This window comes from Robiginitalea aurantiaca, assembly GCF_030380815.1.
Taxonomy (GTDB): domain Bacteria; phylum Bacteroidota; class Bacteroidia; order Flavobacteriales; family Flavobacteriaceae; genus Robiginitalea; species Robiginitalea aurantiaca.
On the sequence record NZ_JAUDUY010000001.1, the window covers coordinates 303,438 to 323,370 of the forward strand.

The 19,933-nt window shown below is 47.2% G+C and carries 15 protein-coding genes; 11 read left to right on the plus strand and 4 right to left on the minus strand.

What is annotated here, in order from left to right:
* Nucleotides 1–81 precede the first annotated feature (81 nt).
* Nucleotides 82–1,239 (minus strand): porin, encoded by a 1,158-nt coding sequence (locus QU605_RS01335; protein ID WP_289723456.1) that lies wholly within the window; start codon nucleotides 1,237–1,239, stop codon nucleotides 82–84.
* A gap of 226 nt (nucleotides 1,240–1,465) precedes the next feature.
* Here QU605_RS01335 and QU605_RS01340 point away from each other — a divergent pair, with 226 nt between their 5' ends.
* The 7 genes from QU605_RS01340 to QU605_RS01365 all read left to right on the plus strand — a co-directional run bounded on the left by QU605_RS01340 (nucleotide 1,466) and on the right by QU605_RS01365 (nucleotide 8,515).
* Nucleotides 1,466–2,863: a DUF4932 domain-containing protein gene (locus QU605_RS01340; RefSeq protein WP_289723457.1), complete on the plus strand. Its 1,398-nt coding sequence runs from the start codon at nucleotides 1,466–1,468 to the stop codon at nucleotides 2,861–2,863.
* A 106-nt stretch (nucleotides 2,864–2,969) separates the two neighbouring features.
* A complete protein-coding gene (locus QU605_RS01345; RefSeq protein WP_289723458.1) occupies nucleotides 2,970–3,365 on the plus strand; it encodes a VOC family protein in 396 nt (131 codons plus the stop codon).
* A gap of 256 nt (nucleotides 3,366–3,621) precedes the next feature.
* Nucleotides 3,622–4,572, plus strand: coding sequence for a DUF2268 domain-containing putative Zn-dependent protease (locus QU605_RS01350; RefSeq protein ID WP_289723459.1), 951 nt, complete (start codon nucleotides 3,622–3,624; stop codon nucleotides 4,570–4,572).
* A 371-nt stretch (nucleotides 4,573–4,943) separates the two neighbouring features.
* Complete coding sequence (locus QU605_RS15420) at nucleotides 4,944–5,180, plus strand: DUF3604 domain-containing protein (RefSeq protein ID WP_353655871.1); 237 nt, start codon at nucleotides 4,944–4,946, stop codon at nucleotides 5,178–5,180.
* 118 nt (nucleotides 5,181–5,298) lie between these two features.
* On the plus strand, nucleotides 5,299–6,819 hold the full coding sequence (locus QU605_RS01355; protein ID WP_289723460.1) for an MltF family protein: 1,521 nt from the start codon (nucleotides 5,299–5,301) through the stop codon (nucleotides 6,817–6,819).
* 90 nt (nucleotides 6,820–6,909) lie between these two features.
* A complete protein-coding gene (gene trxA, locus QU605_RS01360; protein WP_289723461.1) occupies nucleotides 6,910–7,272 on the plus strand; it encodes a thioredoxin in 363 nt (120 codons plus the stop codon).
* A 247-nt stretch (nucleotides 7,273–7,519) separates the two neighbouring features.
* Nucleotides 7,520–8,515 (plus strand): acyloxyacyl hydrolase, encoded by a 996-nt coding sequence (locus tag QU605_RS01365; RefSeq protein WP_289723462.1) that lies wholly within the window; start codon nucleotides 7,520–7,522, stop codon nucleotides 8,513–8,515.
* 70 nt (nucleotides 8,516–8,585) lie between these two features.
* Here the strand turns inward: QU605_RS01365 and arsB are convergent, their stop codons facing one another.
* From arsB to QU605_RS01380, 3 genes are all read right to left on the minus strand, one after another.
* On the minus strand, nucleotides 8,586–9,623 hold the full coding sequence (arsB, locus tag QU605_RS01370; protein WP_289723463.1) for an ACR3 family arsenite efflux transporter: 1,038 nt from the start codon (nucleotides 9,621–9,623) through the stop codon (nucleotides 8,586–8,588).
* 2 nt (nucleotides 9,624–9,625) lie between these two features.
* Nucleotides 9,626–10,255 (minus strand): arsenate-mycothiol transferase ArsC, encoded by a 630-nt coding sequence (locus QU605_RS01375; protein WP_434967908.1) that lies wholly within the window; start codon nucleotides 10,253–10,255, stop codon nucleotides 9,626–9,628.
* 81 nt (nucleotides 10,256–10,336) lie between these two features.
* Nucleotides 10,337–10,669: an ArsR/SmtB family transcription factor gene (locus QU605_RS01380; protein ID WP_289723465.1), complete on the minus strand. Its 333-nt coding sequence runs from the start codon at nucleotides 10,667–10,669 to the stop codon at nucleotides 10,337–10,339.
* Between the two features lie 183 nt (nucleotides 10,670–10,852).
* On the opposite strand from QU605_RS01380, the gene QU605_RS01385 reads away from it, so the two are divergent.
* From QU605_RS01385 to QU605_RS01400, 4 genes are all read left to right on the plus strand, one after another.
* Nucleotides 10,853–14,110 (plus strand): WD40/YVTN/BNR-like repeat-containing protein, encoded by a 3,258-nt coding sequence (locus QU605_RS01385; protein WP_289723466.1) that lies wholly within the window; start codon nucleotides 10,853–10,855, stop codon nucleotides 14,108–14,110.
* Between the two features lie 268 nt (nucleotides 14,111–14,378).
* A complete protein-coding gene (locus QU605_RS01390) occupies nucleotides 14,379–14,801 on the plus strand; it encodes an HYC_CC_PP family protein (RefSeq protein ID WP_289723467.1) in 423 nt (140 codons plus the stop codon).
* A 107-nt stretch (nucleotides 14,802–14,908) separates the two neighbouring features.
* Complete coding sequence (locus tag QU605_RS01395) at nucleotides 14,909–18,676, plus strand: efflux RND transporter permease subunit (RefSeq protein ID WP_289723468.1); 3,768 nt, start codon at nucleotides 14,909–14,911, stop codon at nucleotides 18,674–18,676.
* Nucleotides 18,673–19,887 (plus strand): TolC family protein, encoded by a 1,215-nt coding sequence (locus QU605_RS01400; RefSeq protein WP_289723469.1) that lies wholly within the window; start codon nucleotides 18,673–18,675, stop codon nucleotides 19,885–19,887. The genes QU605_RS01395 and QU605_RS01400 overlap by 4 nt, the downstream gene beginning before the upstream one ends.
* Nucleotides 19,888–19,933: the final 46 nt, after the last annotated feature.

Here is a 19,933-nt window from a genome sequence, read left to right on the forward strand (position 1 = left end):
GAGTTTTCCTTTCTCTTTTTTGTTTAAGTATCCAGGGGATTCCATTGTTTAATAAACACAATGGCAACACCACAAAATACTTTAGAGGATCTTTTCCCATGAGCGCTGAAGGTCCAGACGGATCCCCAGCGTGAATACATCCGGGGCAGTAACCCCAAAGGAGTTGACGCCTGTTCCAAAGCGGTACTCAGAATATAAATAAGCAAAGCGGGAAGGTTTGTACTCCGCCCCGATCATGTAAAATAGACGCTTGGAATCGTCGCTTATTGGGAGGCCTTCAACATCCGGGAAGTAGCCGTTGAACCCTGCTAGAATGGAATATTTTGGCTGGATGAATTTACCGAATAGTTCAAAGCCCTTTGCATCAAAGACCACCGCCACCAATTCTTCCTCCACAACCGATCGGGTCAGGTCCCCATTCGTATGATTTGCGTAGACAGCTCCGAGAAGAAGGTGGTCGGAGTTGTAGGAGACTCCTAAGGCGAGGTATTCCGGTTGGTTTCCGAATCCAAGGGTGTTTTCAATTAGAAAATCATCAAAATAGCTTTTGTTGTAGGCCGCCCCCGCCTTTAGCCCTTGCAGGATGTCTAATTGGGCACTCAACGCGAACCCGTCGAAAAGGAAGCCATTGGATATGGAACGCATTTGTAATTGGCCTCCGAGGTGTAAGGGTCCGATTTTATTGCGGTAAGTCAGCGCCTGGTTTGCCCTGCCGGTACCTGTTTCTCCTCCGTCGGAGCTTGCCACGTAGGTTGCACTACCTTGTCCCCCGAACACATTGAACCTGTCGGTATATCCTGTGATGTCGTAATAGACACTCCATTGTTTGCCAATCCTCAGGATCCCGTATTCCCCGAAATCAGCACCCAGATACCCTAAGCGGGTCGAAAAAACCTGTAGGTTCTGGGTCTCATCAAACTTGATGAATCCACTATTGGTATTGGCATCCGCATTGAAAAGTTGGGCACTCCTAAAGAGGTTAATAGCCAGTTCTACTCCCGTAAAATAGCGAATATTGCTCTTGTAAACCGAAAATTCAAACCCTATACGCGAGGCATTCTCCTGAATTTCAGCCTGTTCCCTCAGGACGGCTATATGGCCTCGAAAGCTCCCGTAAGGTGCAATCTGGATTCTTGTGGAGTCCGAAAAATTGGGCTCCCGATCCCCGGTCTGGCCAATACAGCAAAAAGGCACGGACAATAGCACAGTAAAAAAGACCTTACTGAGATTTCTAAACATGTAGGGAATTGTACTTGGCATTTCCAAAAGGTAGTAAAATTTTTAATTGAGATCTTACCAAATGTGCCTCGTTGAGGTGCATATTTATATTTCTACAAAGCATTCAAGGACCATGGGATTCTTTAAAGAAACACTAACTTTAAATGCGTACTTCAGGCTGGCCATATGGATCAAATAGAGCCCGCCGACCAAAATCAAAAGTTTAAAGAATACGGGTTTAAGCATTATGAAATACCTTATCATCACACTTGCATTGCTTTTGACGTTCGGCCTCAAGGGACAGAAAAATGTCACGATTGAACTGCCTGAGAGTTATGAACTTTCCAATATCGTTTTGGCGCTGACGCAATATGGACAAACGGACAGATGGGATGTACAAAAAATTCCACCTTATTACGACCGGGTTATGGAATATTTTGAACCCGTTAAGGACCACCCACTCCTGGACAGCGTAAACTATTCGCGAAAAAAATGGGAAAAATTTCTCGGATTCAGAACGGATGCCTATGCCTTTTCCTTCGACGACGAAAACCAGTTGAAACGAGATTTCGAGTTCCAATCCTTCAGTTATCCCGAATTCGACAAAAATATCCACCTGGTTAACGATTTCGTTGAAGAATCGAACTTCAGAAAATTTTATAGAGACAATAGGGGTTTCTACGACCAGATTATCGCCAATTATAAAGAATACTATTTCGTCAACAGGTCCAAAGCTTACCTTGAAAAAATTGCCGGAAAAACTTTCGAAGACCAGGTGAAATACAAAATCGTGATTTCGCCTTTGGTCGGGGGTCAGAACTGCCACAGAGATATCGACAGCCTGACAACAGCCGATTTCCCGAACATCAGCAAGGAGTTGATTTTAGGGGACAAAAATGTGGATATGACAACCCGAATCATTGCAAACCATTCCCTGTTCACCGAAATGGACCACGGCTACCTGAACCCGATTTCCGACACGTTTGAAAAGCAGATCGAAAAATATTATAACAAAACAATTTGGGATAAAGAATCGGGCTATATGGGCATAGATTCTTTTAACGAATATATTACGTGGGCGGTCTATGACGCTTTTGTCAAAGAAGAATTTCCCGAATATGCCGATGCGGTAACGCTACCTTATCACTACGTAAATGTCCAAAGAGGTTTTATAGCCTCCGAATTCTTCGCAAAAAAGGTGGTGGAACTGATGCAAAAAAATAAATCCGGAAAAATTGAGGATATTTATTTGCCCCTTCTAAAATGGTGTAAAGAACAAGAGGGTAAAGTTGTTCAGCCTGCTGTAAAAAACGGAGATAAAACACAATCGATATCCCTGGCAGACAATGCAGTCCAGATTGAGTTTACCCAGCCAATGGATGAAAATATAAAAACTTTCCAGGCGTATCTGACCGAAACAAAGGATGGGGTAGTACAAGGGAATGGAGCATTGATCGAAATTGACATTACGGAATCGAAATTGAACTGGAAGGACAATGGGACAACTGCACAGTTTTTTTTGAACACGGAATTTCAGGAATTCAATTTGACACTTAATTACGGAAACATTCTGAAACCCATACGGTCAGGAAATCAGATATTGCTGAAACCGGTAACCCTTTATTTCAAGAGGGCGGAACAATAGTAAGTCATCGCATCTTATACTGCATCTGCAAGTTCAGTGGCAGACAATTTAGTCTCACCCTGCGCGCAGACTATATCATTTGGATTAATAAAAAAAACCGAAGAAAATGAAAGTAACCTTGATTAGCATTCCGGTCCTTGACCAGGAAAATGCCTTAAAGTTTTATACTGAGAAGTTAGGTTTCCTGAAAAAGAAGGACATTCCCCTGGGTGGGGGGAATCGATGGCTGACCCTGGTCTCAGAAGAGTGGCAGGACGGGCCAGAAATACTATTGGAGCCAGCGCCCAACCATTTTGAACCTTCCAGGGTATATCAGGATGCCTTAATGAAAGCTGGGATTCCCTGGACACAATTCGATGTTCAGGACGTGGCTTCCGAATACGAACGCCTCACAAAGCTCGGTGTATCTTTTAGTGTAAAACCGACTGAAATGGGCACGGTAAAAGTTGCCGTTTTTAATGATACGTGTGGTAATAATATTCAACTTGTGGAGGAATTGTAGAACTGCTTTTTGGCAATTATTCGACGGAATGCTTATCTAGAATTCCTGGTGAAGACAGGCCTGATCTCACATTGCCTTTACCTGCAGATCTCTGGTGCGTCAGGATGTTGTGAATCATTCCATGAGTTTGGATGTTAACCGGTATTTACCAGGGGTAGGCAGGGATGCGTTTGGATACTAATGGGACTTCATATGAATTGTAACAAATCCACCCGCAGCTCGTCTTAATTTTTGAAAACCAGCCCAACCATTTAAGATGAACACACTGAATTTACTCAAGAACACCACACCGATCCTGTGGGGTCTGTGCCTGTTCCTTTGCCTGAAGGTCTCAGCCCAACCTAATTATCCAAGGACACCTGCTGAGGCAAATCTCATTTATTCGGATCTGGAACATTTTATGGAGGCTTACGCCGAACTGGCAACAAACCCGGATACCCTGCAGGTTTTGCAAACCTTGTATTTCGATCGCGGTTCTGAAGGCCTCAAAGAATACATACGCCGGCATAAGCTCACTCCGGAACTCATGAGGGATGCCATGCTGGCGAACCCGGAGCGCTATGCCCTGCTCCCCGCCTTCCTGGATAAAATTTCCGCGATAGAGCAAGTCTATAAGGACCTCATGAAGGACTTCAGCACTGTTTTGCCCAACGCCATGTACCCGCCGACATACCTCCTGGTCGGGGCTAACAGAGGGATAGGGCAGGCTTCCGGGGTAGGACAACTCATTACCGTTACCCGCCCGGCCGATAATTTGCCGAAACTCAAGAAGTTAATGGTTCATGAATTGGCCCATTTCCAGGAGGCTATGGCCATGGGTCTTCCCAAGTATGCGGCACTCTATGCCAAGCCGGACAACTTACTTGGGATGTGTTTAAGGGAGGGAGGGGCCGAATTTGTCACTTCCCTGGTCCTTGGGGACATTACCCAAACGGAGGCTCTGGAATTTATCGAAGAAGATGAAAAGCAGCTGAAAAACGAGTTTTTAAAAGATCTCGAGAAGGAAGGACAAAACAGGGATTACTGGCTTGGGGTGAACACAGACAAAAGCAAGCATCCCAATCTTCTCGGATACGCCATGGGATACAAGATCAATAAAGCGTACTATGACATGGCAACTGATAAAGCTGCGGCCCTTCAGGACATACTTCGCATGGATGATGCTGCGGTTTTCGTGACATCAAGTGGTTATTTTGACAACCCCTAGCCCCTGCAAATTACTGCAGAGACCCGGCCACCTTTAACGTACTGACTGCCCGCAATTGATTTCGATGCGGGTTCCGATTCCAGAGTCCTTTGTTCGGATTGAAATTTTAATTCAGCAACAGAGGTAAACCCACTAATGCCTCATATCCTGTCAAAGTACCGAATTCGAAACTCCCTCGCTTATTGTTGCATTTAAGAATCCTTTGGAAAAATCCGGCAAAGTTCAATTCGGGCTGAATAAACATGCAGGTCATCGCCTTACTAAGTTGATTGCCATGATTTTGGTCATTTGGCAAAGATTTTTGAAGACGTATTTTAAGGGTTTATTTTAAAAAGGTAAACCCATGAGGACTCCAAGGAGAAGATTAAAAAATTCAGGAAGCTTCTTATGACAACTCCATCGGAAGCCCCTTTTTACAGGCCTTCTGGTCGGACCCTGAATTCAGCCCGGAGGAACCTGCATTCTATTACATAAGGGTGCTCGAAATTCCGACCCCCCGCTGGACCACCATCGATGCCAAGGTGTTTGGTGTCAAAAGACCGGAAGATGTACCGGCCAGCATACAAGAACGGGCCTATACCTCCCCAGTCTGGTACAACCCCCGATAGGAGGTAGTTGAATCCAATATCTGAGAATATAAAGTTATCCGGCACTCATTGATCGGACGCCAACCCAGCAGACGATACATTCTGATTCAGAAAGAGTTACATTTGAAAAAACAGCATTATGTGTAAAGCGGATCATAACCTTAAGTACCTCACTCTTTTCGCTGTTATCCTTTTGAGCTTGGCTTCCTGCAAGGATAAACCGAAACAGGAGAACGCTCCGGCAACAGAGGTAATAGAAGCTCTGGAGGACCCTGAATTTAATGAGACTGATGAAATATTGGGGCTCAGTGAACAATGGATTGGTGACCTGGACGGAATGATCGAGCGGGGCCAAATTCGCGCCCTTGTACCCTATAATCGCAGCAGTTACTTTATCAATGGCACCAAAAGGGGAGGTATTATATATGAAGCCCTCACGTTATTTGAAAAAAACCTCAACGAACAACTTGGCAAGAGACCAGGGACTCCTGGTTATGTCCGGGTGATTTTTATTCCCATGACCCGTGACCGTATCCTGCCTTCCCTGAACGAAGGGTATGGGGATCTCGCTGCGGCAAACCTGGTTATTACAGAGAGCCGTAAAACGGAATTCGATTTTTCAATCCCCTCCGTGGACAACTGGCGTGAACTGGTCGTTTCGGGCCCTGCGGCGGGGCCCATTACCAATTTTGAAGATATCCTGGGGGATACGGTTTACATCAGGCGATCCAGCAGTTACTATGAACATCTGAAGGTTTTCAACGACTCCCTTAGCAAGGCCGGGAAACCTGCGATCCATGTGGTGCCTGTTGATGAACATCTGGAAGATGACGATATCCTGGAGATGGTCAATGCCGGGATGATTCCGATCACGATATCGAATAATTTTGCAACCAGGCTTTGGAGTCAAATACTTCCTGATATCAGGGTACATGAGGATCTGGCCATAAAAACCGAAGGAAAAATCGGATGGGCGATGCGCAGTGGGAGTCCCAATCTAAAAACGGCTGTAGATGTATTTATAAAGCAGCACCGGCAAGGCTCCCTTACGGGCAATATACTTTTAAAGAAATTTCTTGAGAATACCAATTATCTCAAAAAGGCCAATGCACCGGAAACGGTGGAGCGTTTCGCGGAAATAAGGGCTTTGTTCATAAAATACGGAGCGAAATTCAATTGGGACTGGCTTTTGCTCGCTGCCCAGGGATATCAGGAATCCCAGCTTGATAACTCAAAGAGAAGCCCGGCAGGGGCTGTTGGGATTATGCAGATCAAACCCAGTACTGCCGCTGACCCCAATGTAGGTATTGACAATGTCTACGATTTGGATAACAACATTCACGCTGCCGCCAAATACCTGGACTTTATAAGAAGCCGGTATTTTGACAGTCCGGAAATCGATCCGTTTAATGCCATGTTGTTGAGCCTGGCGGCATACAACATGGGCCCGGGAAGAATGAATCAAATTCGCAAAAAAGCTGCTCAACAGGGCCTTAATCCAAATGAATGGTTCGGGCAGGTGGAGCTAATTGCAGCAAAGGAGATCGGAAGGGAAACCGGGCAGTATGTTAGTAACATTTACAAGTACTACATCTCATTCCGCTCCCTGCAGAGGTATGGCCAGAAAACGGGCAAAACGTATGACGCAAGGAAATCCTGAGGGATATATTAAAAGCTGTTTGCTGGGTAACATGGGTTACATGATCTGTGGATTTCTCTGAATACCTTTGTACTTTAAAAATGAAATAGCATGCCTACTGTAAAACTTAATGCTCAAAAATTCAAAGAAGAAATCTTTGATTACACCACTGAAAAAGAGTGGAAATATAAAGGGGACAAACCTGCCATCATTGACTTTTATGCAGATTGGTGCGGGCCGTGCAAGATGGTTGCACCTATTCTGGAGCAATTGAGCGATGAAAACCCGGATATTATTATCTATAAGGTGGATACACAGGTAGAGCAGGAACTGGCAGCAGTCTTTCAGATCCGCAGTATCCCCAGTATTTTGTTTATCCCTATGGATAAGCAACCGATGATGCAGGCCGGGGCACTGCCCAAGCACGTTCTTGAAGAGGTCATCCAAAAGGAATTGATGACATCCGTTTCCTAGCGCGATCCACAAATACATTTCCAGGAAGCCTTCAGATTCTCTTGGAGTTTAACGGGAGCCTAATCCAATTCTAACCTGGTTTCAGAAAGCCTGTTCAGGAAGAAGGAAATCCTGTATATTTCGATTATCAATATATTTTCGGATGAGGCCCTCTTGGATATTATTCCATGTTTTTTGTGTCGTATTTCTCTTTTCAGCAACTTGGTCATTTGCTCAGAATTCCAATGATTCGCTGAAAGCAGTGAAGATGCTGGGACTCAAGATTCACAAAGGATCCGTACTGATTCACAGCAGGGATCTGAGACCCATTGAAGATTCGTATCCGACCGGAATTGAATTGGATCTGGCGTGGCATAAAATATCACAGCAAGCCTGGGAAAGCTGTCTGTGTTACCCTAAACTGGGCGTTGCACTCACCTACTGGGGGTATGATAACAAAGAAGTACTTGGACAGGGGCTGACGGGGCTTTTTTACATCGAACCTGTATTTAATACGAAAGGACGCATAAATTATTCCATTCGGGCGGGCTTTGGGTTGTCCTATCAAAACAGTCCTTATGACTCCATTCAAAACCCCAATAATTTAAGCTATAGTACCTACCTGGGATTTCCCCTGCAATTGGGGGGAAGCGTGCATTTCAGGATTAAATCCCGATGGTTATTGAATGCCAGTCTGATGTACAACCACATTTCTAACGGGGGCATCAGGCAACCCAATAAGGGGATTAACTGGCCTTCTTTGGGAATTGGAATGGCCTATTATTTAAATGAATTTGAGTTCAGGGAAAGGGCGAATATCGACTGGAGGGCCCTGGGTCCGCCCCAAAAAAGATGGGATTTTACACTTTTTGTCGCCTATGAGGAGCCGCGGGAGAATCTGTTCCTGTTTTCCCCCGGGTTGGAGGTCAAGTGGAGCAGGCAATTTGCAAGGGTCAATGCCTATACGCTCGGAGGTGAGTTTATGTATGACAACGGAACGGGCTATGTGCTGGAGACTATGGGTAAAAAGCCTAATTCGGTAAAGGCCGGACTAGCTGCCGGACATGAGTTCTTATTGGGGAAGTTCCTGTTCAGTCAACAGTTCGGGGTCTATCTCAGCAACCCCAATCCCGAGCATCCGCAGGTGTATCAGCGGTATGGACTGGTGTATAGATTTGACAAGACCTTTAGCGCGGGCATTAACTTAAAAGCACATGGGCATGTAGCCAACTTCCTCGATTTCAGGATGGGTATTTCGCTTTGAGCGCGAAAGTGGGATTTATAAGGAATGTGGAAAGCGAGGTCAAACGGGAAGGTTCAAAGCTATCCGGATATCATTGGAGAAAGTATTTCTTCCGCAGCCAGAAAGAGACACGGACCAAAAGTATCAGCGCAGGAACTTCCACCAGGGGTCCGATAACCCCGGCAAACGCCTGGCCCGAATTTAATCCGAAAACTGCAATAGCGACAGCAATAGCCAACTCAAAGTTGTTCCCAGCTGCCGTAAAGGCAACCGACGCCGTTTTATCGTAGTCCGCACCGATTGCCCTGCTCAGGAAAAAACCGATCAGGAACATAAGTATGAAGTAGATCAATAAGGGGATTGCAATGATCAGAACATCCCGGGGAATTGTTACAATAAGCTCTCCCTTGAGGGAAAACATGACTACGATGGTAAAGAGGAGTGCAACCAGGGTTATGGGGGAAATTGCCGGGATGAATTTTTCGGTATACCACTGCGCTCCTTTGATCCTGACCAGGATCAGACGGCTTAAAATGCCCATTAAAAAGGGAATCCCCAGATAGATGGCGACACTTTCGGCAATGGTGCCTATGGAAATGTCGACGATAGCTCCCTCAAACCCAAAATAAGGGGGAAGTATCGTTATAAAGATCCAGGCGTAGAAACTATAGGCAAAGACCTGAAAAATGCTGTTTAAAGCAACCAGGCCTGCGCCGTATTCGCTGCTTCCCTCAGCGAGGTCATTCCATACCAAGACCATTGCAATGCAACGGGCCAGGCCGATCAGGATAAGGCCAACCATATACTCTGGATAGTCCTGTAAAAAAACAATAGCCAGAATAAACATCAATACGGGTCCGATGATCCAGTTTAAGATCAGGGATATGGTCAAAACCTTTGTGTTGCGAAAGACCTTCGGCAAAAGGGCGTAGTTTGCCTTGGCCAATGGGGGGTACATCATCAGAATCAGGCCGATGGCGATAGGAATGTTGGTGGTTCCCACACTAAAAGAATTAATGATCTCAGGAAAAGTGGGCAGGAAATATCCAATACCAACCCCTAGAGCCATAGCAATAAAGATCCAGAGGGTTAGGTTTCGATCCAGGAAACTGAGTTTCTTTTCAGTCATGGTTAAGCCTTGATTTTGGAGAAAACATAAAATAGTTCGGTTGCAATTTGCAGACTTCGTTCACGATACATTTCTTGTTGTAGCGGCGTATTGTCAGAGGTTTTGGGGTCTTCATAGGGTAATGAGATGCGAATTTCAGCTCCGGGAATAAAAGGACAACCTTCATCTGCCTGGGTACACGTCATCACCGCTGCGAATTCTGATTGCGGATTGAAATGGTCATCAAACCGCTTAGAAAACCCGATTACCGGATGGGCGTCAGCCCCGAATTTGATGCTGTACACAGGATTGGTATCCTTTGAGAGTGTTTCGATCTGAAACCCTTTAGCGCTGAGTGTTTCCGCCACCATAGGGAAAAGTGCCGTAGCCTCTGTACCCCCTGAGTAACAAAAGACATTCTCAATATCGCAATATGCGGCCATTGTTTGGGCCCATACCTGGGACAAGTGACTTCTGCGGGAATTGTGGGTGCAGATAAAATTCAAGCGGATGTGTTTGGAGTCTTCTATCTTATGGCGGATAAACCCGATCAGGGGCTGCAATAAGGCCTTGCGTTCAATGCTAAGATTTTCAGGTTTAAGACCCTGTATGACCTCCTTAATTTCAGGAAACGTCTTCAATGGCATCTTCATCGGTTTATAGGTTGTAGAATTTGAAATTTCTTTCAGACTTTAGCCAGCAAGGCATTAAAAGGGTTGGGATGCGCACTGCCTTTAGCAACACAAATCCCCGGGGGCAACGTCCTGATCCAGAAACCCAATGAGGACCTCTTTGATCGATTCCCAGGCATGGACGTCAATACAGTAGCACACACTGGTGCCTTCGATATTGCCTTTAATCAGACCAACTTGCTTCAATTCTTTTAAATGTTGGGAAATGGTCGGCTGTGCTAACCCGATCTCGCTTACCAGCTCTCCGCAGATACAGGACTCCGCTTTAAACAGATGTTGAACAATGGCTACTCGTGCCGGATGCCCGAGGGCTTTTGCAATTGTAGCAATCCGATTTTGCCCTTCGGTAAATATTTCACTTTTAGTTAAGCCCATTACAACTTTATTGGTATATCGCAATAATACGATTAAATTAGAAAACTAAAGCCTGATCAAAGCAATATTTTAAAAGCCAGAATCCGGCCAGGTGGAGGATTTATAGCAATAAGGTTCTGAAGTAACTCTGGCAGGACTATTTATTTTGCTATTTTTATGGAATTGAAAATATCAAATCCAATCATGAAAAAAATTCTCCCCCTTTTACTCCTCAGTCTTCTGTTTACATTTCTCGGAACTCCTTTAAATGCACAGCGCAAAAAAAAGGATAATCCCGAGCAAACCAAGGCAGGACTTCCCCTTCAGGCTTTTAAATTCCGGAACATCGGGCCTGCTTTTCTTTCTGGTCGCATCGCGGATATCGCTGTACACCCCGAGAATGACAATGTCTGGTATGTTGCCGTAGGATCGGGAGGCGTTTGGAAAACCGTGAATTCAGGAACCACCTGGACCCCCTTGTTCGACACACAGAAATCCTATTCCACAGGTTGTGTCACGATAGACCCCAGCAATCCCGCGACCATTTGGGTCGGATCCGGGGAAGATGTCGGCGGACGACACGTGGCATATGGCGATGGGGTTTACCGGTCGCCGGATGGCGGTAAAACCTGGGAGAATCTTGGGCTGAAAAACACCCAGCACATTGCGCGCATCCTGGTTCATCCGGATAACAGCGACGTGGTTTGGGTAGCGGCTCAGGGACCCCTTTGGAACAAAGGAGGGGAACGCGGGGTTTACAAAACAACGGACGGTGGACTCACCTGGAACCGGGTGCTCGGTAACGACGAGTGGACTGGGGCTACGGACCTGATTATGGACCCCAGGGATCCACAGGTGCTTTATGCAGCGACCTGGGATCGCCACCGGACTGTGGCAGCACTCATGGGAGGAGGTCCCGGATCGGGGATTCACCGTTCTACTGACGGAGGGGAAACCTGGACAAAACTCTCTACAGGTCTTCCTAAATCGAATATGGGGAAGATCGGTATCGCCATTTCACCCCAGCAGCCGGACGTGATCTACGCCGCCATTGAACTGGACCGCACTACGGGAGGCGTATTTCGCTCTGAAGACCGGGGGGCCTCCTGGAAAAAGATGTCCAATACAGTGTCCGGCGCTACCGGCCCGCATTACTACCAGGAATTGTACGCGAGCCCGCATAAGTTTGATCGCTTGTATCTGATGAATGTCCGTGTACTCACCTCTGACGATGGGGGCAAAACCTTTGTGCAACTCAAAGAAGAGGATAAACACTCCGACAACCACGCCCTGGTTTTTAAAAAGGACGACCCGGATTACCTGATGTTGGGCACAGATGCGGGTATCTATGAGAGTTTTGACCTGGCAGAAACCTGGAAATATCACAAGAACCTTCCCCTGACCCAGTTTTACAAGGTTGCCGTGAACAATGCAGAACCTTTTTACCATATTTTCGGGGGTACACAGGATAACGGGTCGGCCGGGGGACCTTCCGCTACGGATGAGCGTGAAGGCATCAGCAATAAACACTGGTATAAAACCCTCTTCGCGGACGGACACCAATCTGCCACAGACCCCGAGTACGACAATATCATCTACGCCGAAACCCAGCAGGGCGGCCTGCATCGTGTGGACCTGGCGACCGGGGAGCAGGTTTTTATACAACCTCAGGCGCGCAAAGGTGAACCTCACGAAAGGTTCAATTGGGATGCCCCTATTTTAGTATCCCCACACGATCCCGCACGGCTTTATTTTGCCTCCTACCGCGTATGGAAATCTGAAAGCCGGGGTGACGACTGGCAACCCATTTCAGGGGACCTGACACGAAATGAAGAGCGTCTGTCATTACCGATTATGGGCCGGCAGCAATCCTGGGATAATGCCTGGGATGTCGGGGCCATGTCCAACTACAATACGATTACTTCCCTGAGTGAATCCCCCGTTCAGGAGGGAGTGCTTTACGCGGGTACTGACGACGGCTTTATCGCCGTTAGTGCTAACGGAGGTGACGATTGGGATCGCATCCCGGTCACGCGATTGGGACTTCCGGAGCGCAGTTTTGTAAACGATATCAAAGCGGATTTACACGACGCCAATACCGTTTATGTTGTGCTGGACAATCACAAGGAAGGGGATTTTAACCCGTACCTTTTCAAGAGTACCGATAAGGGCAAAACCTGGAGGTCCATGTCCTCAAACCTGCCTGAGCGCACACTACTCTGGCGAATCGTTCAGGACCACGTAGATCCAAACCTTTTCTTCCTGGCTACTGAGTTTGGGGTGTATACTTCTCTGGATGGAGGAGCAAACTGGCAAAAATTACCGGGCACCCCGAATATGGGATTCAGGGACCTGGTGATCCAAAAACGGGAGAACGATTTAGTAGCTGCCTCTTTTGGCCGTGGCTTCTTTGTGTTGGACGATTACAGTGCCCTTCGAAATATGACACCCGAAGCCCTCGACTCTCAGGGAATGTTATTCGCTCCGCGAACAGCTAAATGGTATGTTCCGCGAAGTAACCTGGGAAATACTGGGGCGGATTACTATATCGCCGACAACCCGGATTTTGGGGCGGTTTTCACCTATTACCTCAAAGATGAGTTCACCACGGCCAAACAGGCACGTAAAAAAGCGGAAAAAGAAGCCAATGAGAAAGGAATGGATATTCCGTTTCCGGGCTATGACGCTTTGGACCAGGAGAATAGCGAACAACCGGCCCGGGTATGGATTACCATTAAGGATGCCCAGGGCAATGTCATCCGGCATCTGCAGCAAAAAGCGGAAAAGGGAACCCATCGCTTGGCCTGGGACCTGCGCCATGCCAGTACCCGCGCCATAGATCCAGATCGATCCGGCGGTGGCGGTGGCTGGTGGAATCGCGGACCCCTGGGTGTCCCGGGGATGTATACCGCATCCCTTGCACTTGAAAAGGAGGGTACAGTTACCCCAATGGGCAATGAAGTTCAATTTGAAGTGAAGCCCGTACAAGAAGGGACACTGAAAGGCATGGACTATGCGAGTTATAATGAATACAGGCAGGAACTCACAGGATTACAGCGCGATTTTGAGATGCTCAGTGATCAATACGATCAGGCGGAAACCGCGTTGAAAGGATTCCAGAAAGCACTTCCACTGGTGACGGGATCCCCTGCGGGCCTGGCCTCAGATGTACAGGAGTTGGAGAAAGCCCTGCGCACGCTTGAAATCAAAGCCGAAGGGAGTCCGGCCCGAAATGAGATCGGGGAACGCAACCCGCCTTCAGCCCAATCCCATTTGGGGGTAGCCAGTCGCGGCTTGGCTACGACCTATGGCCCGACACCTTTACACAGAAAAAGTCTGGCCATAGCACGGGAAATGTTGGGTGAATTGAAACCGGAGATGACCCGGATATCAGACCAGATGGTACCGGCACTTGCCCGTAAACTTGAACAGGCCGGAGCACCTTATATAAAGGGAAACTAAAATAAGATCAGGGCGGGCCATGATTTGCGAAAGGCGTGGCTCGCTTTTAGATTGCACTACATTTTGGTGGATTTGCAAATAGGAACACCGGTATTGGCTTGATCCTGTGTGCATCGGCCAGTACAATAAAATGGCTTATTTCACGGTTTAATACCAGAAAGTTATTGGTTATGGGGCGTCCTTTCGGATTGAAAGATGCGCGAATTCATGTTGAAATTTTGTTCAATAGACGCCATAAACCTCAAGATTTCATAGCTTTGTACTATAAATGAAAGAAGTAGTACGTAAAATAGCATCCCTCTGTATGGCACTTTTGGTGCTGTTTTCCACCTTATCATTTTCGGTGGGGATGCACTTTTGTGGAGACCACCTCGTGGATTTTAGCCTTTTTGAAAGCGGGGATACCTGCATGATGAAGGCCGAATCCGAAGCATCTTCGAGCTCGTGCGAGATGATGGCAATGAAGACAGACTGCTGCTCCGATGTGGAATTTGTGGTTGAAGGACAACAGGATCTCAAACTTTCTTTTGACCAGCTTTCTTTTGATCAACAGGTGTTTGTTACCTCGTTGGCCATCTCATACGTTGGCCTGTACGAAGGCACTGCAGAGAATGCAATATTCTTCAAAGATTATTCCCCACCACCGCTGATACGGGACGTTCAGATCCTGGATCAGACCTTCCTTATTTGATTTTTAAACCATGGAATTACAATCCTGATGGCCTGTGCCGTTAGGGGCTATCCTATTCGTTGGGTAGTTTGTTTACACACTTTCTAATGGTTTAATCATCATTTCCCATGCTGAATAAAGGCATAAAATTTCTTATCGAGAATAAACTAGTGGCTGTCTTGTTACTCCTGCTCTTTGTGGGCTGGGGTACGGTAAATGCGCCCTTTAATTGGGATACGGGTTTTCTGCCCAGGAATCCCGTTGCTGTGGATGCGATTCCCGACTTAGGGGAGAATCAGCAAATCGTTTTTACGAACTGGCCCGGTCGCTCCCCCCAGGACATAGAAGATCAGATTACTTACCCCCTTACAACATCATTACTTGGCGTGCCTGGCGTGAAGACGGTTCGAAGTTCCTCAATGTTTGGTTTTTCCAGCATCTATATCATCTTCGAGGAGGACGTAGAATTTTACTGGAGCCGAAGCCGTATCCTGGAGAAATTGAATTCACTGCCCGGCAATCTCCTGCCAGAAGGGGTCAGGCCTGCCTTAGGTCCGGATGCTACGGGATTAGGTCAGATTTTCTGGTATACCCTGGAAGGCCGGGATGAGGATGGAAATGTCACCGGGGGCTGGGATCTGCAGGAACTGCGGAGTCTTCAGGATTACTATGTGAAGTATGCCCTCTCTGCGGCAGCAGGGGTTTCCGAAGTAGCCTCAATTGGGGGGTATGTACAGGAATATCAGATCGATGTAGACCCTGAACTCCTCAGGCAATACGGCATTGAGCTTCAAGAGGTGGTTGATGCAGTAAAACAGAGCAATCGGGATATCGGGGCCCAAACCCTTGAAATCAACAAGGCCGAGTATCTGGTAAGGGGTCTTGGCTATATCGAGTCCCTGGATGACATCAAGAACGCGGTGGTTACTTCAGATAAGTTTACATCGTTGCGCATAGGGGACATTGCGAATGTCACTTTGGGCCCGGCTGCCCGGAGGGGCATCCTCGACAAAGAAGGTGCAGAAGTAGTTGGGGGTGTTGTAGTCGCCAGATATGGGGCCAATCCACTTGAGGTTATTGAGAATGTCAAAGAAAAGATTCAAGAACTCAGCGCCGGACTGCCTACCCGGCAACTGGCCGATGGCCGTATGTCTAAACTCACTGTAGTTCCTTTTTACGACCGGACAGAACTCATTCAGGAAACCCTGGGCACCCTAAACGAAGCACTGACCCTGGAAATACTGATTACCATCCTTGTTATCGTAATAATGGTGTTTAATATACGGGCATCTATCCTGATATCCGGACTGCTTCCGGTGGCCGTGTTAATGGTATTTATCGCGATGAAGGTCTTTGGGGTGGACGCAAATATCGTGGCGCTTTCAGGAATTGCTATTGCCATTGGTACCATGGTTGATGTGGGAGTCATACTCTCGGAGAACATCATTCGCCATCTCGAGGAGAACAAGGACAAACTCCCTGTAAACACAGTTGTTTATAACGCCGCCTCGGAAGTTTCGGGGGCCATTGTTACTGCGGTGATGACGACCATTATCAGTTTTATTCCGGTCTTTACAATGATTGGATCTGAAGGCAAACTGTTCCGCCCCCTGGCCTTTACCAAAACCTTTGCGCTTACGGCATCTATTATCGTCGCCCTGTTCCTGATTCCTCCCTTCGCCGCTTTTCTCTTTCGGAAAAAACAGAGTAAGAGTGTTTTGGGATATGTACTGAGTATACTCCTTATTGTAACTGGTCTCGTAGCCCTTGGGTATGGATATTGGCTCGGCCTGGTTTTAATGGCATTCGGTATTGTCAAGCCCTTAAAAAATGCAGAATTGGCAGGACGCCTGTTCAAGGGATTTTCACTCTCTGAAAAACAGGCAGCTCTTTGTAATATGGTCATTTCAGTGGTAGCTATCGTTTTTCTACTGGCTACCTACTGGAGGCCTCTGGGCTTTGATCGCAGTATCGCAATAAACCTGATTTTTGTTGGGCTGATATGCTTTGGCCTGCTTGCTGTTTTCTGGACTTTCAGAAAGTACTACAGCCAAATCCTGAGATGGGCGTTGCGCAATAAGGTGGCCTTTTTATGCATTCCCTTGGCCATCGTCATTTTAGGATTTGTCATTATGCGCAACTCCGGGAAAGAGTTTATGCCTGCCCTCAACGAAGGGTCGTTTCTGCTGATGCCCACATCGCTTCCCCACTCAGGGGTTGCTGAGAACAAGCGCGTCCTCCAACAACTCGACATGGCCGTGGCCAGCATTCCTGAAATTGAAACAGTGGTAGGGAAGGCCGGCAGGACAGAATCCGCCCTGGACCCCGCCCCCCTTTCCATGTACGAGAATATGATTCAGTACAAAACCGAATACATGCGGAATGCAGAAGGGGAGCGCCGACGCTTTCAAATCGATGCGGATGGACTGTTTGTACTGAAGAGCGGCGAAAGGTTGCTGAATCCAAATACAGTATCTGAAAACGCAGCCCGGACGAATCGGGATTACGATCTCGAGGCCTTTGCCCAGGTTTCCTATGAGGACCTCATAGAGGATGCTTCCGGGGCCTACTTTCGCTTATGGCGGCCCGGGATTGAATCCCCTGATGACATATGGAAAGAGATCGTCAACGCAACCCGTTTACCGGGTGTAACTTCCGCACCAAAATTGCAGCCTATCGAAACGCGGTTGGTAATGTTGCAAACCGGGATGCGCGCCCCGATGGGAATAAAGGTTAAGGGCCAGAACTTAGAGGACATTGAGGCTTTTGGCGTGGAGCTGGAATCGATTCTGAAAGAAGTTAACGGTGTGAAGCCGGAAGCTGTTTTCGCCGACCGGATTGTAGGTAAACCCTATTTGCTTATCGATATCGACAGGGATGCTCTGGCCCGGTATGGTATTAAAATAGAAGACGTGCAACAGGTTCTCGAAGTGGCCATTGGTGGTATGACTCTTACCCAGACCTTAGAGGGAAGAGAGCGTTATGGGGTTCGGGTTCGATACCCCCGTGAACTCCGGGAAAATCCCGCAGACATTGAAAATATCTATGTCCCCGTTGCCGGAGGCAGCCCGATTCCCCTTAAGGAACTGGTTACCATTCGTTATGAAAAAGGCCCGCAGGCGATTAAGAGTGAAGATACTTTCCTGGTAGGGTATGTGTTATTTGACAAACAGGAAGACTTCGCTGAAGTGAATGTTGTGGAAAGTGCACAAGACCTCATTGAGCAAAAAATAAACTCAGGGGAACTGATCGTTCCTCAGGGAATCAGTTACAAATTCACAGGGACGTATGAAAACCAGATCCGGGCAGAAAAAACACTCTCGGTCGTGGTCCCTCTGGCATTGCTGATCATCTTCCTGATCCTATATTTTCAGTTTCGTTCGGCAGCGACCTCCTTAATGGTGTTTACGGGTATTGCTGTTGCCTTTGGGGGTGGCTTTCTGATGATCTGGTTCTACGGACAGGAGTGGTTTTTAAACTTTGACTTTTTTGGAGAAAACCTGAGGGACCTCTTTCAAATACATACCATCAATTTAAGTGTGGCGGTATGGGTTGGGTTTATCGCCCTCTTTGGAATCGCCACTGACGACGGCGTGATTATGGCGACTTATCTGAAGCAGACTTTTGAACGGAACAAACCTAAAACCCTGGAGTCGATTCGAGCCTCGGTCGTTGAGGCTGGAGAAAAGCGGATCCGCCCCTGCCTGATGACCACAGCGACGACCTTGCTGGCGCTTCTACCTGTATTGACCTCTACAGGGCGGGGTAGTGACATCATGATTCCTATGGCCATCCCATCCTTTGGAGGGATGTTCATAGCCCTGATCACCCTACTGGTAGTACCGGTATTGTACAGTTGGAAAAACGAGTGGCAACTCAAAAAAGCGAACGGATGAAGAAATTGATATACACCCTGGCAGCCCTGTTTGCAACAGGATTGGTGAACGGACAAACCCTGCAGACCTATATAGCCGAAAGTGAGGCAAATAATCCTGAAATACAGGCCTTTGAAATAAGGTATAACATTTCAAAAGAAGCTGTGGAGCAGGCAAATACCTTGCCCAATATGGAGCTGGGGGCCGGCATTTTTGTGAGCGAGCCCGAAACGCGTACGGGTACCCAGAAGGCTCGGTTTACCATCCGTCAGATGTTGCCGTGGTTCGGGACTGTTACTGCAAGGGAGAACTATGCGAGCTCCCTGGCCGAGTTGGATTATCTCGATATCGCAATTGTAAAACGAAAGCTCAGGCTGGCCGTATCCCAGTCGTATTACGCCCTCTACGCCCTGAAAGAAAAACAGAAGGTACTGGACCAGAATATTCAGTTGCTGAAAACGTATGAACGCCTGGCCCTGACCTCCGTGGAAGTGGGCAATGCTTCTGCGGTTGATGTACTCAGGCTTCAGATCCGTCAAAATGAATTACAGGAACAAAGGGATATTCTCCAGCGTGAGTTTAGTTCAGAAACAGGGCAGTTCAATCAACTCCTGAACCGGGATCCTGACATGGAAGTTACCCTGGTGGATACTTTGGAAATCGACGCTGATTTCCGGCTTGAGGAAACGCGTCTCGATGTACATCCGGAACTTGAAAAATACGATGGACTTTATGAATCTGTAACACAATCAGAAGCCTTGAACCAGAAGGAGAACCAACCCAACCTTGGATTTGGACTGGATTATATTCCCGTGGCGGAGCGGAACGATATCGATTTCAGTGATAATGGAAAGGATGTCCTGATGCCAATGGTCACCCTTTCCATCCCCATATTCAATTCCAAATACAAGTCGCGTTCCTTGCAGAACGAATTACGGCAACAGGAGATCAATGCTCAAAAAACGAATCGCAGGAACATTTTGGAAACGGCTTTAAATACGGCGATTAACAGCAGTGAAGCCGCCCGCATAAGGAGTGAAACCCAGCTGAAAAATCTCCAGCGCGCAATGGATGCAGAGGAAATCCTGATCCGGAATTACGAGACGGGAACCATTGATTTTAACGATGTCCTGGATATTCAGGAATTGCAATTGAAGTTCCAGATCAATAAGATTGAGGCGGTCAAAAATTATTATGCTCAAATGGCGATCGTCAATTACCTGGCGAATTAAAAGATTAAGGGTATCAGATTAGCGTAAAGTCGCGAAATGAATTTAG